This window comes from Gemmata sp. SH-PL17, assembly GCF_001610855.1.
GTDB classification, from domain to species: Bacteria; Planctomycetota; Planctomycetia; order Gemmatales; family Gemmataceae; genus Gemmata; species Gemmata massiliana.
In genome coordinates this window covers 8,683,043-8,702,618 of record NZ_CP011271.1, presented here as the reverse complement: position 1 = coordinate 8,702,618, position 19,576 = coordinate 8,683,043, and the positions used below count along the sequence as shown (strand labels likewise).

Annotated in this window: 16 protein-coding genes; 2 read left to right on the top strand and 14 right to left on the bottom strand. The window is 64.1% G+C overall.

Features of this window, described 5'->3' with window-relative positions:
- Positions 1-27: 27 nt before the first annotated feature.
- Positions 28-789: a creatininase family protein gene (locus tag VT84_RS36285; RefSeq protein ID WP_052550001.1), complete on the bottom strand. Its 762-nt coding sequence runs from the start codon at positions 787-789 to the stop codon at positions 28-30.
- Between VT84_RS36285 and VT84_RS41555 the strand changes: the two genes are divergently transcribed.
- Complete coding sequence (locus VT84_RS41555) at positions 691-1,110, top strand: type II toxin-antitoxin system HicB family antitoxin (RefSeq protein WP_239465957.1); 420 nt, start codon at positions 691-693, stop codon at positions 1,108-1,110. The genes VT84_RS36285 and VT84_RS41555 overlap by 99 nt on opposite strands.
- A gap of 14 nt (positions 1,111-1,124) precedes the next feature.
- On the opposite strand, the gene VT84_RS36275 is transcribed toward VT84_RS41555, so the two are convergent.
- The 11 genes from VT84_RS36275 to cysK all read right to left on the bottom strand — a co-directional run bounded on the left by VT84_RS36275 (position 1,125) and on the right by cysK (position 13,714).
- Complete coding sequence (locus VT84_RS36275) at positions 1,125-2,453, bottom strand: Gfo/Idh/MocA family protein (protein ID WP_082842969.1); 1,329 nt, start codon at positions 2,451-2,453, stop codon at positions 1,125-1,127.
- A 79-nt stretch (positions 2,454-2,532) separates the two neighbouring features.
- Positions 2,533-2,994: a hypothetical protein gene (locus tag VT84_RS36270; RefSeq protein ID WP_052550003.1), complete on the bottom strand. Its 462-nt coding sequence runs from the start codon at positions 2,992-2,994 to the stop codon at positions 2,533-2,535.
- A gap of 31 nt (positions 2,995-3,025) precedes the next feature.
- The gene (locus tag VT84_RS36265) at positions 3,026-3,721 is read right to left on the bottom strand and encodes a hypothetical protein (protein WP_082842968.1); all 696 of its coding nucleotides are present in this window, start codon (positions 3,719-3,721) and stop codon (positions 3,026-3,028) included.
- A gap of 11 nt (positions 3,722-3,732) precedes the next feature.
- Positions 3,733-3,975 carry a hypothetical protein gene (locus VT84_RS36260; RefSeq protein WP_052550007.1) on the bottom strand — a complete coding sequence of 81 codons (243 nt, stop codon included), beginning with the start codon at positions 3,973-3,975 and terminating at the stop codon, positions 3,733-3,735.
- A 20-nt stretch (positions 3,976-3,995) separates the two neighbouring features.
- Positions 3,996-5,945: a biosynthetic arginine decarboxylase gene (gene speA / locus VT84_RS36255; RefSeq protein WP_052550009.1), complete on the bottom strand. Its 1,950-nt coding sequence runs from the start codon at positions 5,943-5,945 to the stop codon at positions 3,996-3,998.
- 148 nt (positions 5,946-6,093) lie between these two features.
- Entirely contained in the window at positions 6,094-6,534 is a 441-nt protein-coding gene (locus VT84_RS36250) for a hypothetical protein (protein WP_082842967.1), read from the bottom strand.
- A 134-nt stretch (positions 6,535-6,668) separates the two neighbouring features.
- Positions 6,669-7,721 carry a DUF1559 domain-containing protein gene (locus tag VT84_RS36245; protein ID WP_082843510.1) on the bottom strand — a complete coding sequence of 351 codons (1,053 nt, stop codon included), beginning with the start codon at positions 7,719-7,721 and terminating at the stop codon, positions 6,669-6,671.
- 164 nt (positions 7,722-7,885) lie between these two features.
- Positions 7,886-10,132: a protein kinase domain-containing protein gene (locus VT84_RS36240; RefSeq protein ID WP_052550014.1), complete on the bottom strand. Its 2,247-nt coding sequence runs from the start codon at positions 10,130-10,132 to the stop codon at positions 7,886-7,888.
- Positions 10,133-10,550: 418 nt separating this feature from the next.
- A complete protein-coding gene (locus VT84_RS36235; protein ID WP_052550016.1) occupies positions 10,551-11,240 on the bottom strand; it encodes a DUF4058 family protein in 690 nt (229 codons plus the stop codon).
- A gap of 147 nt (positions 11,241-11,387) precedes the next feature.
- Positions 11,388-12,638: a TIGR02996 domain-containing protein gene (locus VT84_RS36230; RefSeq protein WP_082842965.1), complete on the bottom strand. Its 1,251-nt coding sequence runs from the start codon at positions 12,636-12,638 to the stop codon at positions 11,388-11,390.
- Between the two features lie 83 nt (positions 12,639-12,721).
- On the bottom strand, positions 12,722-13,714 hold the full coding sequence (gene cysK / locus VT84_RS36225) for a cysteine synthase A (RefSeq protein WP_052550020.1): 993 nt from the start codon (positions 13,712-13,714) through the stop codon (positions 12,722-12,724).
- A gap of 226 nt (positions 13,715-13,940) precedes the next feature.
- On the opposite strand from cysK, the gene VT84_RS36220 reads away from it, so the two are divergent.
- Entirely contained in the window at positions 13,941-14,696 is a 756-nt protein-coding gene (locus tag VT84_RS36220) for a TraR/DksA family transcriptional regulator (RefSeq protein WP_052550021.1), read from the top strand.
- Positions 14,697-14,729: 33 nt separating this feature from the next.
- On the opposite strand, the gene VT84_RS41550 is transcribed toward VT84_RS36220, so the two are convergent.
- Positions 14,730-18,593: a PAS domain S-box protein gene (locus VT84_RS41550; RefSeq protein ID WP_082842964.1), complete on the bottom strand. Its 3,864-nt coding sequence runs from the start codon at positions 18,591-18,593 to the stop codon at positions 14,730-14,732.
- 165 nt (positions 18,594-18,758) lie between these two features.
- Complete coding sequence (locus VT84_RS36210; protein ID WP_082842963.1) at positions 18,759-19,247, bottom strand: gluconokinase; 489 nt, start codon at positions 19,245-19,247, stop codon at positions 18,759-18,761.
- Positions 19,248-19,576: the final 329 nt, after the last annotated feature.

The following is a 19,576-nucleotide window of genomic DNA, read 5'->3' as shown; positions in this document are numbered from 1 at the left end:
TCTCGCGGTTGTGATTGGTGGTGAGCTTTACCGGTCCCAGCTCCCGTCCCACTCCACAACACGCTCCAGATACGCGGCTACGCCCGATGCGAAGTGCGCGAACAGCGCTTCGCCCTTCTCGGCAGTCGCGGCGGCCGGTGAACCGATGTGCCCGGGTTCACTGCGGTCGGGCATCACCCACGCGCGGTAGCCGGGGGCGAACTCGCGCCCGAACGGAACCTCGGGCACTTGAGCAACGTCGCCGACAACGAGCTTCGGGTTCAGGCGCAGCACCATCGACGTTTCCCATTCGCAGGCGTGCCCCATTCGCTGCTGCACCAGGCCCGGGATCTTCTCAGCGGGGTTACCGGCCGAGTCCCAGTAAGTGAGCGACAGGAGGAGCAGGTCGCGCCGGTCGCGGTGGTCTTGCTTCAACTCGAAGAGTGCCTGCTGGCTCGGTGTGATGTTACCGCCGTGACCGTTCACGAAGACGATGCGCGTGAACCCGTGCGCCATGAAGCACGTCGCGAGGTCTTTGAGTGTGTCGAGGTACGCGCGCGGCGAGCCGGACAGCGTGCCCGGGAAATCGAGGTGGTGGTGCGAGTTGCCGAGCCACTGGAGTGGGCTGAACAGGCACTTCTCGGCCACGAGAGCGAGCTTCACTCGGCGAATCACCTCGCCCAAAAGCAGCGAATCGGTGAACACCGGCATGTGCTTTCCGTGCTGTTCAAGAGCCGCGATGGGGAAGATGATGGGAGTGGTTTTCGGCAGCGCAGCGACAGCGGGCCACGCGAGATCAGCAAGTTCCATTATGCGGGTTCCGGCGGGATCAAAGGCGGGGTGCGAGTTTCGTCGTTCTTTACGCTATTACTCCAGACAAACGGGGAGAACAACGTGGCAAAGAAATCGATGCGCTACACGGCGACGGACGGGAAAATGGTCCTTGTGCTCGAAGTCGCTGAGGAGGGAGGATTCACGGTTACTGCTCCGTTCATTCCAGGGCTCGACACAGAAGCCGAAACACTTGAGGAAGCCTTCGCGATGGCGAAAGACTGCGCCGCGGCGCTCAAATCGGCGCGGGCACAAATGGCCCGCCGGCGAAAACGGATATCCCGCTCGGATACCCGTTAACCGTGCGACCTCGGCTACACTTCCCAGCCCTTGCGATAGTTGCGCTTCACGAGTGCGTTTGCTTCCGGCAAGTCGGCGGACATTTTCTCCACGTCCCACGTGATCCGCTTACCCGCACCGACGCGGCTCGCCATCACGCCCGTGAGTACGAACTCGGTGAACGGGCCGGCGTAGTCGAAGCTCGAACTCGGCTCCTCCCCACCTTTGCACGCCGCGAGCAGATCGCCTTTTACTCCGTGCTTCGAGCGCGGAATCGTCTTCGCTGGGGGCGGGAACTTGTCGTGCTTGTCCTTCGGCAACAGGCGCGGGTTGCCGCCGTAGGTATCAGTGACCATCACGCCCTTCGTGCCGACGTACACGGTCCCGCCGTCCTGTCGGTCCTTCAGGTCGTAGAGCAGCGCCTTAATGTCTTTGGGCCAGTCGGCGTCGTAAGTGTTGACCGTCAGTGCCGGCATCGCACCGCGCGGACCGAATTGCCACCGCAAGTGGTTGTACTGGGCGAACATTTCACTGCTTCCGCCGGTCTGCGACACACATTCGACGGTGAATTTCTTCGCCTCGGCAAGTTTGAGTGCCCAGAACACGCCATCGAGTACGTGGCAACCCATGTCGCCCATGACCCCGGTGCCGAACTCGGACCAGTTCCGCCAGCCGAACTGGTGTAACCCGCCGTGGTAGTCGCGCTCGTTCGCGGGGCCGAGCCATTCGTCCCAGTGCAACCCGTCGGGCACGTTCTCGCCCTTCGGTCGGCCGCCTTTTCCACCGAAGTTCCGGCTCAACATGCTGTGCGTTTCAGTCACGTCCCCGATTGCCCCGGCCCAAATATACTCACACAGCCGGCGATACCCTTCGCCCGCGTGCCCCTGGTTCCCCATCGACGTGTGGACTTTGTACTTCTTTGCTTCGGTCGCCAGCGTGCGGGCCTCGTAGATGCACCACGTCAGCGGCTTCTCGCAGAACACGCTTTTGCCGAGCCGAATAGCCCGAATCGCCGCCGGTGCGTGGTGATGATCGGGCGTGGCGATCAGAACGGCGTCGATGTCCCGCGCGTGCTTGTCGAACATCTTCCGGTAATCGAAGAACACCGGCGGGTCTTTGGCCTTGTCGCCGAGTCCTTTGATCGTGTTCGCGATGATCTTTTCGTCCACGTCCACGAGTGCGACGAGGCGCTCGCTCGCAGCGATGCCGGGATTCCCACCACCCTGACCGCCGCACCCGATGACCGCGATCCCGAGCTTCTCGTTGGGCGCGCGGGCAGACAGAACCATCGGCGCGCTAAACGCGGTGGTTGTGGCGAGCGCGGACCGTTTGAGGAAATCGCGGCGCGAGGATTTGCGGGCCATTGCAGCACCGTTGGGGAGGGAAGGAGCGGCGGGTGAAGGCGAGAGTACCCCGCTCGGCGCGTCGGTGCAAGCGCCGCGTTCAGCTTTGCGATTCGACACGGGCAGATGCCGCGCGCTGGGCGAACGATCTCAGATAATCGATTTGCTCGCGAGTGACGGCGTTCGCGGGAATGGTCAGTACGGAACCGTCGAGGTGCAGCACGGTCCAGGTTTCACCGGCCTTAAAGACTTGGAAAATCCCAGCAAGCGCGAACGTGCGCCGCGAACCGCGGGTGGCTATTTCGCAGTGTGCTTCGTCCACCGACACTTCGACTGGTAGCCCGCCGCGGACGACCAAATCAAAGACGAACGCGATCAACCCGCGGTACACAACGGGCGGAATCAACAACAGGAGAAGGAACCGGGGAGAAGCGTTCGTGGCGAGAAACGCGGCCCCGATCGTGAAGCCGAGAGACGCAGCAATCGCCGGCAGCCACGGCATGAGTTCGACCGCGAGCCGCTGCCGGCGCGACAACGTGAATGTGAGACGAAACGGTACCACGCGAGCCTCCAGTGGCCCTCCAGGATACCGTTTACGGCACCTTCGCAACTGCGGCGTTTGCGATATCGGTAACCAACTTCGCCACGAGCACCCACGCCGCCCGGTGGTACGGTTTCGGAATATCGACCCGTTGACCGGATGCGAATCGCGCCAGTGCTCCGGCCTTGAAGAGATACCCGGCATCGACTGCTCCGCGGTTGTGAACGATGACGTCCCGCGTCGCCTTGGCCTCCGCAAGTTGATCGATCTCCGCCGGTGTCGGGAGCGGTAACCCGATCCGGCGCTCGAGGTACTGGAAGACTGTCCGGGGCGACTTGTAAGTCACTTCTGCAACTTCGTGGTCGACGAGCCGCGCAATAAGGGTTGCCAAGTCGCCCGCGTCCAGGGCGTCTTTGAGTTCCACCGTTTTGCCACCGATCGCACGCGGGTGCGCGGTGAGCCAGAGTCGGAGCAGATCGCCGATAAACACCTCAAATGTGGAAAGAAATTGCTGGAACGTGGCTTCCAGCAGTTGTTTACCGGTGTAGTCCGCCGCAAGCGCGACCAACTGCGCCCCGGATACCGTCGTTCCTGTCGCGGAGTTCTGGTACGACTGTGCCGGATTGGTCGCGAACTCGCGCCCGGCTAACCCCCAGGCGAGTTCGCTGTAATAGAAGTAGTCGAAGACCGCGTTCAGTTCGGCGAGTGTTTGATCGCGAAGAGCGTGGATGTGGGCGACGAGCGACACGGCCGACTCCGTCAGGGCGTGGCATCGAGCAGTGCTTGTACCCGGTTCGGGTCTTCGTTGAGACTGAGGCTAATGCTCGTAACCGGGTTCTTCCCCTCGGTGCCGTAAACCCATTCGTTCCACCAGTAGGCGACCTTGTGTAGGTCCAAGAGCGCCCGAACCTGGTCGAGTTGCGCGTAAGGCAGCCACAACAGAGTACCGCCCTTGGGACCGACGAGTATCCGCAACGGTTCGTTCTTCACTACGTCGGTCATTTCACTGCCCCCGTCGGCCGTTACGCGCTCGGCTCTTCGAGGTAAGTATACCCCTCCAGCCCGTTCTCATAGAAGCGCAGGAAGTGCCGGGCTTCGGCCGCGGTAATGCGCGAGTGCTTCACCGCCTTCTCGACGTCCTTGCGCATTCGATCGGTCAGTTTCTCGGCGCTGTACTGCACGTAGTTCAGCACCTCCGTCACGGTGTCGCCTTTCACCACCGAGTCGATGCTCGGCGTGCCGTCGTCCTCCATCGACACGTGGACCGCGTTCGTGTCGCCGAGCAGGTTGTGGAGGTCGCCCAGGATCTCCTGGTACGCACCGAGCAGGAACGCGCCCAGATAGTACGGCTCGTTCGGGCTGTGTGTGTGCAGTTCGAGGGTGCTGCGCACGTCACGCAGGTCGATGAACTGGTCGATCTTGCCGTCACTGTCGCAGGTGATGTCGCCCAGCACCGCACGCCGCGTCGGGGCTTCCGTGAGCCGGTGGATCGGCATCAGCGGGAAGAGTTGCTTGATCGCCCACGAGTCGGGCATGCTCTGGAACACCGAGAAGTTGCAGAAGTAGGTGTCCGAGAGCATGTTGTCCAAACCGTTCAGCTCCTCCGGCACGTAGTCGAGGTCGCGCACGATGCGCTGGAGCTTGCGCCCGAACGCCCAGAACAGCCGCTCCGCGAGCGCACGCAGTTCGATCGTGAGGTGGCCCAAGTTGAAGAGCGAGAGCGTCTTCTCCATCTGGTCCACGGCGTCGTGGTAGAACTCCAGGAAGTTCTTCTTGTTCAGCTCGCGGAAGTTGGAATACAGGTCGCGGATCGGCTCTGGGGCGTCGTCCGGCAGCGAATCTGGGGCGGTGCATTTATCAAAGTCGGACGTGCCGAGCACGTCGAACACGAGCACCGAGTGGTACGCGACCACCGCCCGCCCGCTCTCGGAGATGATTGCTGGGTGCGGTACCCCCGCCTCATCGCACACTGACTTGATCCGGTACACCACGTCGTTCGCGTATTCTTGCAGCGTGTAGTTCGTGCTGCTCTCGAACGCGGTCTGCGACCCGTCGTAGTCGATCCCCAGGCCGCCGCCCACGTCGATGTACTTCAGCCCGGCTCCCAGGCGGTACAGTTCGACATACACGCGGGCCGCTTCGGACAGCGCGTCCTTCACCTTGCGGATGTCCGACACCTGTGACCCCATGTGGAAGTGGGTCATTTGCAGGCAATCGCCCAATTCCTTCGACTTCAGGTATTCGTAGGCTTCGAGAACTTCCGTGAGCGTCAGCCCGAACTTCGAGCGGTACCCGGCGCTCCCGCGCCACCGGCCCGACCCCCGCGACGCGAGTTTCACGCGCACGCCGATCGGCTGCCGCACGCCCAGCTCTTCCATGTACTTGACGAGCAACTCGAGTTCCGTGAACTTCTCGACCACCGGGATGATGTTCTTCCCGATCTTGCGCGAGAGCACCACCATCTTGATGAACTCGTCGTCCTTGAACCCGTTGCAGATGATGGGCGTGTCCACGCCGTTGGTGAGCGCGAGCACCGCGAGCAGTTCGGGCTTGCTACCGGCTTCCAGACCGAAATTGTGCCCCTTACCGAAGCCCAGCACCTCTTCGACGACGTGCCGCTGTTGGTTCACCTTGATCGGGTACACGCAGTGGTAATCGCCCGTGTACCCGTACTCGGTACGGGACTTCTCGAACGCACCCGCGATCTCGCCGATGCGGTGCTGGAGGATGTCGGTGAAGCGGAGCAGGAGGGGCGGCTGGATGCCGCGTGTGCGGATCTGGTCGACGAGGTCTTTGAGGTCGATGCTGCGCTCGGAGTTCTTGTCCGGGTGAACGGTGACGTGCCCTTGCTTGTTGATCCCGAAGTAACCCTTACCCCAGTTCTTGACCCCGTAGGTCTCGAAAGCGTCGTGGAGCTTCCAGGCGGGGTTGATGTCGGACGTGTCGGGTGCGCGGCGGTCGAGTTTGGCCATCAAAGTGCCTTTCCCGCGAAACGGGAAGCGAGGGAAACAGAGGCGCGGGCGGAGCGCGATTGTTCCATCTTACGTTGCGCGCGACTCGGTGCAACGCCGATCGAAAGATTGGACCGCGGCGGCGCCGAGTCGCGCGCGAACGGGGCACTCAGTCCACGTCGAACGAGAACTGATTGGTGTCGCCCTTCTTCACCGTCACCTTGATAAACGGCTGCTGCGGGTTCCCATATTTCGGTTTGAGTTTGGCTGGGCCGGCCGAGCCCTCGGTAAGCGAGAACCCCGCCTTGTTCTCCTTCGCGGGCGGGCGCCAATCGATGGTCACGCCGTACTCGCCCTCGGGGGCGCCATCACCCTCGGCGAAGGTCGTCAGCGCGAAGGTGCCGTCGTCCTTCACTTTCCCAAACGGTTTGCCGCCGATCCGTTTCTCGAACGCGGGGTCCACGGGGTGGAACACCACCAGCGCCCCAACGGGCGGCGTGGTCTTGTTGAACGTCACTTTCCCGCCCGACGGGAGCGCGTCCGGCTTCCCCGTGCCGCCGCACCCGGCGAGAGCGAAGAGACAAATCCCGGCGCAAAAAAGGCGCGTCATGATGATTGTTGAATTTGATGTGTTGAGTGCGGAAGTACCACCGCACCGATCCTGATGGGACCGGCGCAGAACGCGCTCGTTTTCGGTGAAGCGCGAGCAAGGCGCTCGCGCTCCCGGGAATCCCCATGCTGGTATCAGTCGGTGCCGGGGCTGACTTCGGCCGTGGTCATCCCGCCACCCTGGGCGGTGATGAGCGCCGCGTAGGTCTGCGGATTGATCGAGTCCTTGACGAAACGCACACTCCCATCGGCGAAGACGTGGTTCGCACCGCCAGTGTGGAACGCATACGTTTCGTTGTCGTTGTGGCAGTTGATGACACAGTTACCGGGGCTGGAGGTGTCCGTCTTGGATACAGCCCCGTCCAGGCCGTAGTCGTTCTCGTGGTGCCCCCAGCCGCCGTCGTTGAGCGTCTTCGAGGAGTTGAGCACGCCGCCGACGAAGAACTGCGGGCGCCCGGCGCTCTCGCACAGCAGAATGGTGTTGCTCGTGCCGTCGGTGACCGCGACGATCGTGAACGGTTCCATTGCCGGGTAGGAGATCAGCGGCAGCCCGGCCCCTCGCAGTTGCGGCCGCATCGCGCTGAACAACTGCGTCTGCGACGTTCCCGCGGGGTACCCGAAGAACGTGATCGAGCCGGGGTTGATCGAGCTATTCGTGGCGTAGTCGGTGACCGCGAGGTTCTGGTACGGGAACGTGGCGACGAACTTGTACGTGCCGCTCACCGTGCGCGTGTTCCCGCCCGGAGCGGACGGACAGAGGAACGTCTTGATCTGGTTCCGCAGTGCACCCACGTTGTCCGGGGTGCCCGGCACAACCGAGGGGCTAGAGAACCACGGGTAGCTCATGTTGTAGAGCTGGCTCACGTTCCCCTGCTCGATGTACGGCAGGAAGTTCGCCGCCCACGAGTGAACGATGCCGGGGTACGGGTAGCCGGCGTTTCCGGGGCTGCCCGGGGCCGCGCCCAGTTCCACAATCAGGCTCGGCGGTAGCTTCCCGTAGCTGCTCTCGTAGTTCATGGCGGCCAAGCCGAGTTGCTTCATGTTGTTCGAGCAACTCATGCGGGCCGCGGCCTCGCGCACTTTTTGCACCGCGGGCAGTAACAAACCAATGAGAATCGCGATGATCGCGATCACGACGAGCAGTTCGATTAGAGTAAATGCCGAACGACCCGAGCGCGGGTGGGGCATGGACGTACTCCTGGCGCGGGAGGCAATAAAAGATGACGGAAGGCGTGGCTATGGAACCTAATTGATACCGCTCGTCGAAGTTGAAATAGCCGCGAACACCGTGAAATCGGTGTGAAGGTGCACGCGACTCTGAGCAGCACAGATGTGAAAACGAACCCGGTCGACTACTCGCCAAACTCGCGGAAAATGCGGTCGAACTGCGGGGCAATTCGCACGAACACGTCCAGCAGGCTGGGGTCGAAGTGGCCGGGTGATCCTTCGGTCATCGTCAGCACCGTCGTGTGGTGCGACAGGCCCGGCTTGTACACGCGCCGGCTCCGCAGAGCGTCGTACACGTCGGCGATCGCGAGGAGCCGCGCGACGAGCGGGATGCTCTCGCCCACGAGCCGGTCCGGGTACCCGGTCCCGTCCCAGCGCTCGTGGTGGCACCGGGCGATGTCGATGGCGACGTGTAGAAACGCGGTCGCGAACGAGTGCTGGCGCGCCACCTCGCGGAGCGTGTCCGCACCGATCGTGGTGTGGGCCTGCATGATGAGCCGCTCGCCCGAATCGAGCGGACCCGGCTTGTTCAAAATGTGGTCCGGCAGCGCGGCCTTGCCGATGTCGTGGAGCGGGGCCGCGTCTTCCAGCATTCGGATAAAGTTCGCGTCCACCGTGCTCGTGTACGCGGGGACGCTGGCCACGGCTTCGGCGAGCACGCGGCAGTAGCGCTGGAGCCGGAGCAGGTGCTTGCCGGTTTCTGTGGACCGGTGCTCGATCAGTTTCGCGAGCGCCAGAACCAACCCGTTGCGGGCACGGATCAGTTCGCCGTCGCGCGCTTCCACGGCTTGCTCCAGTTCCGCGTTCACGGTGAGCAGCTCACGGTTCAGAACGTCGGAGCGATCCTGGGCTTCCTTCAACCGCAGCGCGGCCTTCACGCGGGCGCGGAGCTGAACGACGCTGAAGGGCTTGGTGAGGAAGTCGTCCGCCCCGGCGAGCATGATGCGGGACAGTTCGTCCCCGCTCGCCGCACCGGAGAACATGAGAACTTTGAGGTTTCGCGTGGGCGGGCGCTGGCGCAGGCGCCGGAGCACCTCTTCCCCGCTGAAGCCCGGCAGGTCCACGTCGAGGAGCACGAGGTCGTAAGCGGTCGCGGAGCCGAGCGCGACGGCGTCCGGCCCGTTCCCCACTTCGTCGCACACCAGCCCGTCGGCCCCGAGCGCGACGCGGCACAGGCGGCGAATGTCCTGCTGGTCGTCCACAATGAGAATGCGCCCGGGGGCCGTGTGCGTGGTCGCCGATTTGCTGTCGATGGAGGCGGCCGGGCGCACGAACGGAGCGGCAGTGACGGGTAGCGCGACCGCGGTGTTCGGGAGGAACGGGAGCAAGGCCCGCATCGCGGCTTCGGCCGTCGGGTACCGCTGGTCCACTTCGGCAACCATCATCCGACTGAGCACCGCGTCCAGACCGGCGGGAATTTCCGATCGCTGCGTGCGGGCGGACGGCGGTGGTCCGAACGTCGCGATCACGTCGGTGAACGGGGCCTGTCCCGTGAGCGCGTAATAGAGCGTGCAGCCGAGGCCGAACACGTCCGCGCGTGCGTCTACCGCGTGCGCGTTGCGGGTCTGTTCGGGGGCCATGTAACCCACGGTGCCGAGCTGCGCGCCGGTGCGCGTGATCCGTTCTTCGCCCGGGAGCCGCGCCAGCCCGAAGTCGAGCAGCTTGGCCTGCCCGTCCGCGGTGATTAGCACGTTACTCGGTTTGATGTCGCGGTGAACGAGTCCGAGCCGGTGCGCTTCGATGAGCGCGTCCGCGACCTGGTGCGCGATCTGACATGCGAGGCCAACAGGAAGCGGCGCGGCAGACGCAGCCCGTTCCAGGTCCACGCCCTGGAGGTACTCCATCACGAAATACGGTTGCGCCGGGCTGTCCGGGCCGGAAGCCGGTTCCTCGCCCGCGTCGATGGCCGCAACGATGTTCGGGTGCTTCAGTTTCCCCACGGAGCGCGCTTCTTGATAGAACCGCGCCAGCGTGCGAGGGGTCACGTCCGCAGAGGGGGGCAGCGCCTTCACCGCGACGACCGTGCGCAGTTGCCGGTGCTCGGCGCGGTACACGATGCCCATACCGCCCGTTGCAATGTGATCGAGCAGCCGGTAGTTGCCCAGGACGAGCGCGTGGAGCCGACCCGAGCGAATCTTGAGGGCCTGGAATTCGGTTAAGAGGCGCGTGCGGACGAGGGCATCGATCAGCAGATCGTCGGTCGCGGCGCGGTCCACGGCCTGCCGGTCGTCGGGCTTCAGCCCTTCGTAATCCTCGCTCGCGATCACGCCCCGGGTGAGTAACCGCTGCAAGAGCGGTAGGGGCACGGGCGCGGCGAACGGGGGCTGGTACGAAGCCGTCATCGGGAGCGAATGATACGCGGAAGTTTCCACGGCTAACGAACTCCGTGTAAGCCGGCTGGCGATCCTTCGCGCGGAGCGATCCATTCTCGCGCCTCGACGTCCTGTCACCGCGAGTCGTGTGGGTGGGCGTCGAGCCAGCGCGTCTCGGGTTCAGTTATCGCACGATTTTAATCCGGATTTGCCCGGATAACAGATACTAGCCACAAAAGCCGACCGCCCGTCAACCACAAAGCGATAAAATTATGCTAGACAGCGCAGAATTCGCGCGTTAGCCGAGAGTTTTTTTGGTGAGGGATGTGGCGGGGCTCGGGAGCGCGTCAGGGTATTCCCGACGCAAGCCGCTTCGTTTAACGCGGAGCGAGAAATTTGAGGTGCGTGTCGGCGGTGCCCGGTGCCGTGTTAGGGTTCGCTGAAGTCGTGAGACTTTAGAACACGCCCGTCTCAACAATCAGCGCAATTTCATCTGTTTCAGCAACTCATCGGACCACGTGCGGTGCGCATCGGTAAAAGGCACGTCGGGCGGCGGGGCATTCTTGTAATCGATCTGGCTGCCGAACGTGCCGAGATCGTAGGCGCGCGCGAACGCGGCCTGTAGGTCCAGGAGCGCGTCGCGGTCATCGGCCGCGAGCGGGAGCTTGAATTTTGGCAGCTTCTTCTGGAGTGTGGACGTGTAGATCTCGTAGCGGTCGGGCGCGTTGGAGCGCGTTACGGTGACCGCGTAGTCGTACTCCGGCAGCCCGTCGCGCGAGTACGTGAGCATCGGCTTGCCCTGCATGATGAGATCGATCTCAACGATGCCGGCCCGCTGTGCCACGGCCTGCTGGCGCGCGTCGAGGTACGCCTGCCGCCCGGCCGGGGTGGTCTTGTTCGCGGGGCCGACCACTTCGAGCAGCGTGACGAGCTTCCCGTCGGTGCGGTTCCGGATCTCGATGTACTCCTCCGCGAACTGCTCCCGGATGATCGAGGTGAACAGCGGCATTTCGGAAACGTAGGTGCGCGTGCCGACGCGGGCGCGGTACCGGTCCACAAGCCCCGGGAGGAGGATCTGGTAGAGGCACGCGAGCAACTGGTGCTGGAACGCGGGCCACAATTTCGGCGTTTCGAGGTACGGGTCCATTCCCGGGAACGGACTGGGCATTTGAGAGGTCTCCGTGGTCGGCACCGGTTCCTGGGCCGGGACAGGTTCGCGTCCCGACCGGCTCAACGGCACCCGCGAGGTGTGATGGTGAGCATTGTAGCGGATCGGCGGCCGCCGCGCGAAGTACCGAAGTGGCAAGAAGGGCGCTTAGAGCTCAAGGTGGTAGAGCTGTCCGCGCCAGGTGGCCCAAGTCTCCCGGCTGTTGTCAATGACGAAGTTTCGGTACTCCAGCCACCCCCGTGCTTCCCCGCCCCGGTTCTGCCAATCGAACTCGGACCCGGTCGTGGTCGCCTCGCGGTGCGGGCTCGGATCACCGATGTACTCGCGGATGTGTCGCGGCCACAGCGCCACTCGCAGGTCCGACTCGTCGAACTCACGGACCCAAATGAGACCGGGCTTCAACCGGAGGTCTTCCTGCACCCACTCTTGAAACGCCGCGTCGCGTTCCAGCCAGAACTCTCGGGTCCCAGCGCGAAAGAGGTAACGAACGTCATTCAATCGAGAACTGAAGCCCCGACAGTTCCCACCCTCCGTGAACGTGGCAAGAAACCAGTGGTGGGCGCCCCCGCTCGCGAGTACCGGGGTTCCGTCCGGAAGGTGACCGGCACAGCAGCTCCCGCTCAACGTGCCGTCGAGCGGAAACAAGCGTTCAAACGGGCGCACCACGCGAACCAGTTCGCGCGCGCACGCTTCGTTGGCTTCACCCGCGATGGAATCGGCTTCCGCGTCGCGCTCACGGGCTCGTGTCACCTCGTAGCGCGTGAAGCACCCGGTGCCCCCACAGACCTGTACCAAGTCGATCGCGCGCGGCCACGTCGCGCCGGCTTGTTTCACCAGTTCGCGCAGAAAGTACGGCTCGCCGCCGATCCACAATTTGAAGCGCGCGATCCGATCGAGGTGCGGGGAAACCGAGAGCGAAATCGCGTCGTCTTCTGTTAGCCAGTCGGCGATTTCGAGGGCGTCGAGCTTCGCGAGGAGCGGGCACAACGTTAACTCGGAGCACCTGTTCGCGAGGCCGTACAGCGCGACCTCGCGGAGCGTGGGAAACGCCGTAAGAAGCGCGTCACCGTGCGTCAAAAACGTATCGAGCGCCAGACACGCATAGTCGGGAAGCCCGCGCCGAAACACCGGGCCGAAGTCCGTCGGGTTGGGGAAGTGCGCCGCCGCGCCGATCCACTCGTCTCCGTACCTGCGAAGTAGCTCGTCTTCGCGCGCGTGAAGTTCGACCGCGCGCGGGTTACCGATACTAAAGCGGATCGGTTCCAGTTCGATCTGAACGCGAATGAACTCTCCGAGCGGATCGGCACGTTCGCTGAGCCAATCCGCGAACACGAGCCGAACGGTGTCGTCGTCCGGGTTAGCGCGGATCGCGTGCAGAAATGCGAGGCGCTCGTTCATACTCCGATCATATCAAGAGCAACAACACGTTTGGAAGCGCGAGCGGCAAAAGATGTGGTGCGCTCGCGCTTCGGTGCTCGCCGTTACTCTTGCGGGTACAGCGCGGTGCTGAGGTAGCGCTCGCCGAGGTCCGGCAGGATCACCACGATCACCTTGCCCGCGCTCTCGGGCCGTTGGGCGACCTTCACCGCGGCCGCGGCCGCCGCGCCGCAGGAGATGCCGCACAGCATCCCCTCTTCGCGCGCCAGGCGCCGGCTCATCTCGAAGGCCTCGTCGTCGGTGACTTGAACGACCTCGTCAATGATTGCGGTGTTCAGCACGTCCGGGATGAACCCGGCGCCGATGCCCTGGATCTTGTGCGGGCCGATCGGCTTCACCTGGTCCTTCGGAACGCCGTCGACGATGTGCTGGGTCAGCACCGGGCTTTGCGTCGGCTCGACCGCGATGCACTTCACCGACGACTTCCGCGCCTTCAGCACTTCGCCGCACCCGGTGATCGTACCCCCCGTGCCCACGCCGCTCACCAGGATGTCGATCGTACCGCCGGTCGCGCGCCAGATTTCTTCGGCGGTCGTTTTGCGGTGAATCTCGGGGTTCGCCGGGTTCTTGAACTGCTGCGGGATGAACGCTTTCGGTTCGCCGCCCGCCTCTTGGAACAACTCCATCGCGCGCGAAACCGCGCCCTTCATACCGAACTCGCGCGGCGTTAGGATGAGCTTCGCGCCCAGCGCCTTCAGAATGCGCTGGCGCTCGAGCGACATGCTTTCGGGCATCGTCACCGCGAGCTTGTACCCGCGTGCGGCGCAGGTGAACGCCAACCCGATCCCGGTATTTCCGCTCGTCGGCTCGATGATGAGCGTTTCCGGCTTGATCTTCCCGGCTTTTTCCGCCGCGTCGATCATCGCGACCCCGATGCGGTCCTTCACGGACCACAACGGGTTGAAGTTTTCGAGCTTCCCGATGACGGTCGCTTTCGCGTCGCCCACAACGCGGTTGAGTCGGATGAGCGGCGTGTTGCCGAACGTCTGCGTGATGTTGTCGTAAACGTGCCCGCGGAAGGTGGTGTCCGTGGCCATTTGAGAGGTTCTCCGCGAAGCATGAGTATTTGGAGTTGGGTTCTGTACTATCTGGAAGTCTAAGCAGACGATACGTGCGGGACAAGTTGAAGTACGCGACGTTCGTACCGAGTTCACTCGACCGAAGGGAACTCGGGTTCGCACTCTGCACCGCTATTATTCTCGGAACGAGGCACGATTACTGCTTCACCACAAGCGCTCTGATAGACAACTGGTGGAGTGCTCCATGAACAAGCAACAACTTGATCGATATCGGAAGCTCTTGGGCGAGTTGGTGGATCGCGTTGGAGCTACGGCGGCTTCCCTGGAAGCCGAAGTCCGCGTGCCGTTGGGTGGGGAAAGCGGGGGCGGGGTGTCGAACGCCCCGATGCACTTGGCCGACCTCGGCACCGGGACGTTCTCACAGGAACTCGACGCGACACTCCTGGAAAACGAAACGTACATCCGCGACGAAGCCGTCGCCGCTCTGGACCGCATCGAACAAGGCACCTACGGCCGGTGCCAGGAGTGTAAGCGCGACATCGGGGCCGCCCGACTCGGCGCGCTACCCTATGCTCGCCACTGTGTCGCGTGTGCTGAGATGCTACAGTCCGGGCGCGCTGTGAACGTTAATGACGGGCGCCCCGCGGAGTGGCTCGGGGAACCGGGGCACGAATCCCGGACAGAAAAGCCCCAGCGCGTTGTCGGTCGCGATCTGGGTGCGGATTCGAGCGACACTCACGCGGCAGGTACCCCGGGCGGTGGGGCCGCGGTCGGTGGGCTGGCCGGGACGACCGTGGGCAGCGGCGCGATAAACAACGCGGCCCTCCAGGGAGCGATGGGAAGTGGTCCTCTCGACGAGGACGAAACTCCGGACGAAGAGGAACTGCCGGCCGAAGCCGGCGCAGCGGTTGGAGGAACGCCGGCTAACAAGCGCTTGGCGGCCAAAACGAGTAAGCGAACTCCCCCGAAGCCCCCGGCTCGGCGCGCGAAACGCGGGTAACCTCATCGCTCGCGCTAATTGGCGCGAGCGATTTCATTTCCGCTTCGCGTCCAGCGTGTTCAGCAGTTTATCGAGTTCGGAAAAGTTCATTGGCTTCACCAAGTGCCCGTCACATCCCGCCTCGCGCGACCGCTCCCGGTCGTTCTCTTGTCCCCAACCGGTGAGCGCGATGATAATCATCTCTCGCCCCCACGAGTGCGACCGAATGTGCCGGGTGGCGTCGAGGCCATTGAGCTTCGGCATCCCCACGTCCATCAGAATCAATTCGGGCCGGAACTCCTCGGCCGCGGTCACCGCTTCCAGGCCGTCGTGAGCGGTTTGTACTTCGTCTCCCGACAATCCGAGCATCTCGGCCATCGACTCGGCTCCGTCGCGGTTGTCGTCCACAACGAGCACGCGCCGCCGGTGCTTGACCGATGCCGGAGCATTTGTGGGCGCTTCCGGAGGTAGTTCCGACTGGCCGACCGGGACCGGCAATCGAACGGTGAACGTGCTACCCTTCCCCGGTCCCTCACTCGCGGCCGTCACCGTGCCGCCGTGCATCTCGACCAGGCCCTTAACGAGCGCCAAACCGATGCCGAGTCCACCCGAACTGCGCTCGATCGACCGATCCACTTGGGAGAACATGTCAAAGACGCTTGGGAGTGAACGGGCGGGAATACCGATTCCCGTGTCCCGGACTACCACCACCACTTCCCCGCCGTTGCGCTCGGCGGACACGGTAATCTGTCCGCCCCGTGGGGTGTATTTGGCGCTGTTCGTCAGCAAGTTGCTGAAGACTTGCGCGAGCCGCGTCAAATCGGCATCGAGGGGGATTGATTCGGCCGGGAGCGAGACGCTTAATTCCTGTCCCGTGCTGTCGATGAGCGGGCGCGCCGTTTCGATCGCGCTCGCGAGCACTTCGGACAGTGAGACGCGCCCGCAGCGCAGCTCCAGCTTGTTGCGGCCGATTCGGGACGCATCGAGCAGGTCGTCGACTAGGCGCACCATGTGCGAGAGCTGCCGGTCCATCATGACTCGGGTGCGCTCCTGGGCGTTCGCGTCGTTCCCCGCCAAGCGCAAGACTTGTAGCCCGTTACGGATCGGGGCCAGCGGGTTGCGCAGTTCGTGCGCCAGGAGCGCAATGAACTCGTCCTTGCGCTTGTCGGTTTCTCGTAACTCTTGCTCCATCGCTTGCCGATCGGTCACGTCGCGGGTGGTGCCGGCGACCGCCTCGACCTCGCCCTGCGCGCCGATGACGGGGACGAAGATGTAATCGTAGATCCGGCGCCCGTTCGTTCCCGTAAACGGCACCTCTCCGCGGATCGGGCGCTTCGTGGCAACCACTTGCTCGATTTCCTGATCGTGCATGGCGGCGTGCCAGGGTTCGTACCCGAGTTGCAGGCAGGTCAGACCGATTGCCTCGTCCCAGGTTTTGCCCCACATCGCGAGCAGGGCTTCGTTCGCGTAGGTGAACCGGTGCTCCAGGTCGAACACGTACACGAGGTCCGGGGTGGTCGACAGGGCCGTTTCGTAGAGGCGCCGGCGCCGCTCGGACGCGGCCGTCACCCGGGCGAGTTCGGCCTCCGCGCGCTTGTGGTCGGTCAGATCAATGCCCTGGACGAGGATGCCGGAGATCGCGCCGGTCGCGTCGCGCATCGCCTGGTAAACGAACTCCAGAATCCGCTCTTCTAGCTCCCCGTCTTTGGTCCGGAGCATGACCCGTGCGTCCGTCGCGACATACGTTTCTCCGGTTCGATATGTGCGATCCAGGATCTCGAAGAACCCCTGCCCCTCGACCTCGGGCACGGCTTCGCGGACCGCCTGGCCGATCACGTCCCGGTTGCCGACCAGTTCGGAAAAGCGATCGTTGACCCGCTCGAACACGAGGGCCGGCCCGCGCAGAACGGCCATGAACGAGAGCGAGTGTTGGAACACTTCGGCCAACTGCCCCCGCTCGGCGAGAATTTCCGCGTGGAGCCGCTGTTCGGCTTCGGCCGCTCGCGCGCGCTCAAGGGCTTCCCAGCACCGGCCGACCACGGTCGTGACGAGCTGAATTTCCGCGGGCGTCCAGCATCGCGGGGTTTTCTGGTGTACGGCCATCGCCGCCGTGAATTGCCCGACCTTGTGAAGTGGTACGCAGATCACAGAGCGAATCGCGGCGGCCTCGTATGCGGGTAGGTCGGCGATCCCGATCCGCGGGTCGGTGTGTGTGTCGTTGACGACGTAGGCTTCGTTCGCGAGCATCTGGCGCACGCACTCGGAGCCGAAGGCCGCGACCGGCCATCGCCCGACCATACTCGGTACGCCCCGTGTGTGATCGCCCGTCACGACGAACACCGATTCGTCGGCCACTTCCGCGTAGGCACAACGGTCCGCGTTCAGGTATTCGGCCAGGAGCCGGGCGGTGGCGGCCATCACCTCGCCGGCCCCGGGTATCGATTGCGTCCTCGTGGCCAGTTCCGCCAGAAACTGCTGCTGGTTCGCGCTCTCGCGCAGTGCCGATTCGGTGTTCTTTTGAGTGGTGATGTCCTGCACCACGCCGAGCATCCGGACCAGTTCCCCGGACTCGTCGTACACGCCGCGCCCGCGGGCCGAAATCCAGACCGAGGCGTCGCGCTCGAGCGGGTACTCGATGTCGTAATCGGCCCGAGTGGACACGGCGCGCGCGGCCTCGTTTCGTGCCCGGTCCCGGTGGTCGGGGTGAATCACCCTCCGCATCCACTCCCGGGTGTGGTACGGCCCCGGGGCCGTACCGAGAATCTCGATCGTGCGCTCGGAGAGTGCGACCCGGTCGGTTTTGGGCTCCCACTCCCACGTCCCGAGGTCCGCGGCGGCCACGGCGAGCCGGAGCGTTTCGGCGAGGCGCTCGCGCTCGCCCTCTTCGCGCTTCCGCTCGGTGATGTCGCGGAACACGAGAACGGCCCCGACCACGCGCCCGTCGGGGGTCCGGATCGGGGCGGCGGAGTCGTCGATCGGGTACTCGGTGCCGTCTTTCGCGATCAGAATCGTGTGGTTCGCGAGCCCGACGATCGTGCCGGACTTGAGCGCCCGGAGCGCCGGGTTCTCGACCGGCCCGCGGGTCGATTCGTTGACGATCCGGAACACTTCGGTGAGCGGGCGCCCGACCGCCGTGCCGTTGGGCCAGTCGGTGAGAGTTTCGGCGACCGAATTGAGGAACGTGATGTTCCCCGCGGGGTCGGTCGCGATGACCGCGTCCCCGATGCTCGCGAGCGTGGTGCGCAACCACTCGCGCTGCTCCCACACTTTTGCGGCCGCGACCTCGCGTGCCCGGGTACCGTGCCGGAGCAACCAAACGAACATCCCGACCGCGGTCAGCCCGAATACCGCGGACGCGGCCCCGAAGAGGCGCGCGTGAAGGTACGCCCGTTCGGTTTCGATCGCCCGTTCGCGGAGGAGCGTTTGTTCGGTCGTTTCGATCTCGTTGGCAGTACGATCCGCGTCGTCCAGCAGTTGCCGGCTTTCGCCCTTCGCGACGATCTCCCTGGCGGCTTCAAGGCCGCGCGCGTCGCGCACGGCCACCGTCGCGCTGAGTCGAGCGACGGCCCGATCAATGTGGGCGCCGAGGGCCGCGATTCGGGCCTGTTGGTCGGGGTTGTCGGCGGTGAGTTCGGCGAGCCGGGTAAGCTTCGCCCGGGTTTGGCTCTGGGCGTTCTGAAACGACGCGCGGTCCCGGTCCGCGCCAGTCAGAATGAACGTGCGCTGGGCCGCTTCGATGTCGCACGCACTGGCGCGGACGGCGCCGAGGGCGGTCAGCACCTCTTGTGTGTGGGCCACCTGGCGCGCGTCGTCGCGGACCTTGCGCGTGTTCCAGTAAGAGATGCCGGCGTTGATAACGACGAGGGCGGCGAGGAGCCAGATCCCGGTGAGCACGCCGCGGTCGAGTTCCTTGGCCATACCTGCCCTTGTACCTCACCGGTTTCGCGCGGCCGAGTGCGGTGGGCCGGGCGACGAGGCAAAACCTCTGAACTAACGGAATGCGATCGTATTCGAGTACCGCAGCATCTTACACGGCCCGTCACGCGCAGTCACGCGGCGCCCGCGACCACAAGCGCCCACATCTCATAAACCGAGTTTCTTCTTCACTTCCGCCGCGATTACTTCGGGCGCGGGGGCGATGTCGACGCGGATCGCGTCCGCGGGTGGTTCCAGCGCCTCGAACTGACTGTGGAGCAACGTCGGGTTCATGAAGTGGCCCTTGCGGGCCGCGAGGCGTTGGCGAATGAGTTCTTCCGAACCGTGGAGGTACACGTACTGTACACACTCTGGTTCGTTCCGCTCCAGGTAGTCCTGGTACGCATGTTTCAATGCGGAACAGGCCAGAACGACGTTCTCACCTCGCGCGCACGCCGCGTCGATCCGGTCCCGGAGTTCGCGGAGCCACGGGCGCCGGTCTTCGTCCGTAAGAGGCTGTCCGCGGCGCATTTTTTCGACGTTCGCGGGCGGGTGGTAATCGTCGGCCTCAACGAACGTCCACTCGAGCTGCTCGGCGAGGATCTTGCCGATAGTCGATTTACCCGAACCCGATACACCCATTAAAACAACGATCATAACTGGTCCCATTCTTGAAACTGGGCCTTGTGTGATCGCGTTGTGCAAACGGCGAGCCGTACCAGGATTTCCGGGTTTAACGGGCGCCGGTTCTCACTAACCGGTGCATACCGGTCGTTTACCAAAGTGCTGCTCAGTTCTTCTGATATTTTTTCTCAACTGCCCCTCTTGCTTCCGCGCTCAGTGGGCGCAACAATACGGGTGACAACCACACCAACGATGCACCGGCTTCGGGCCGCCCGCGTCGGGTTGTCGGGCGTCGGTCCCTTCGGTCGCATTCGACCGCCCGGGCCGCACCCGACAACCGCGGCGTGGAGCGTAATCCCAGC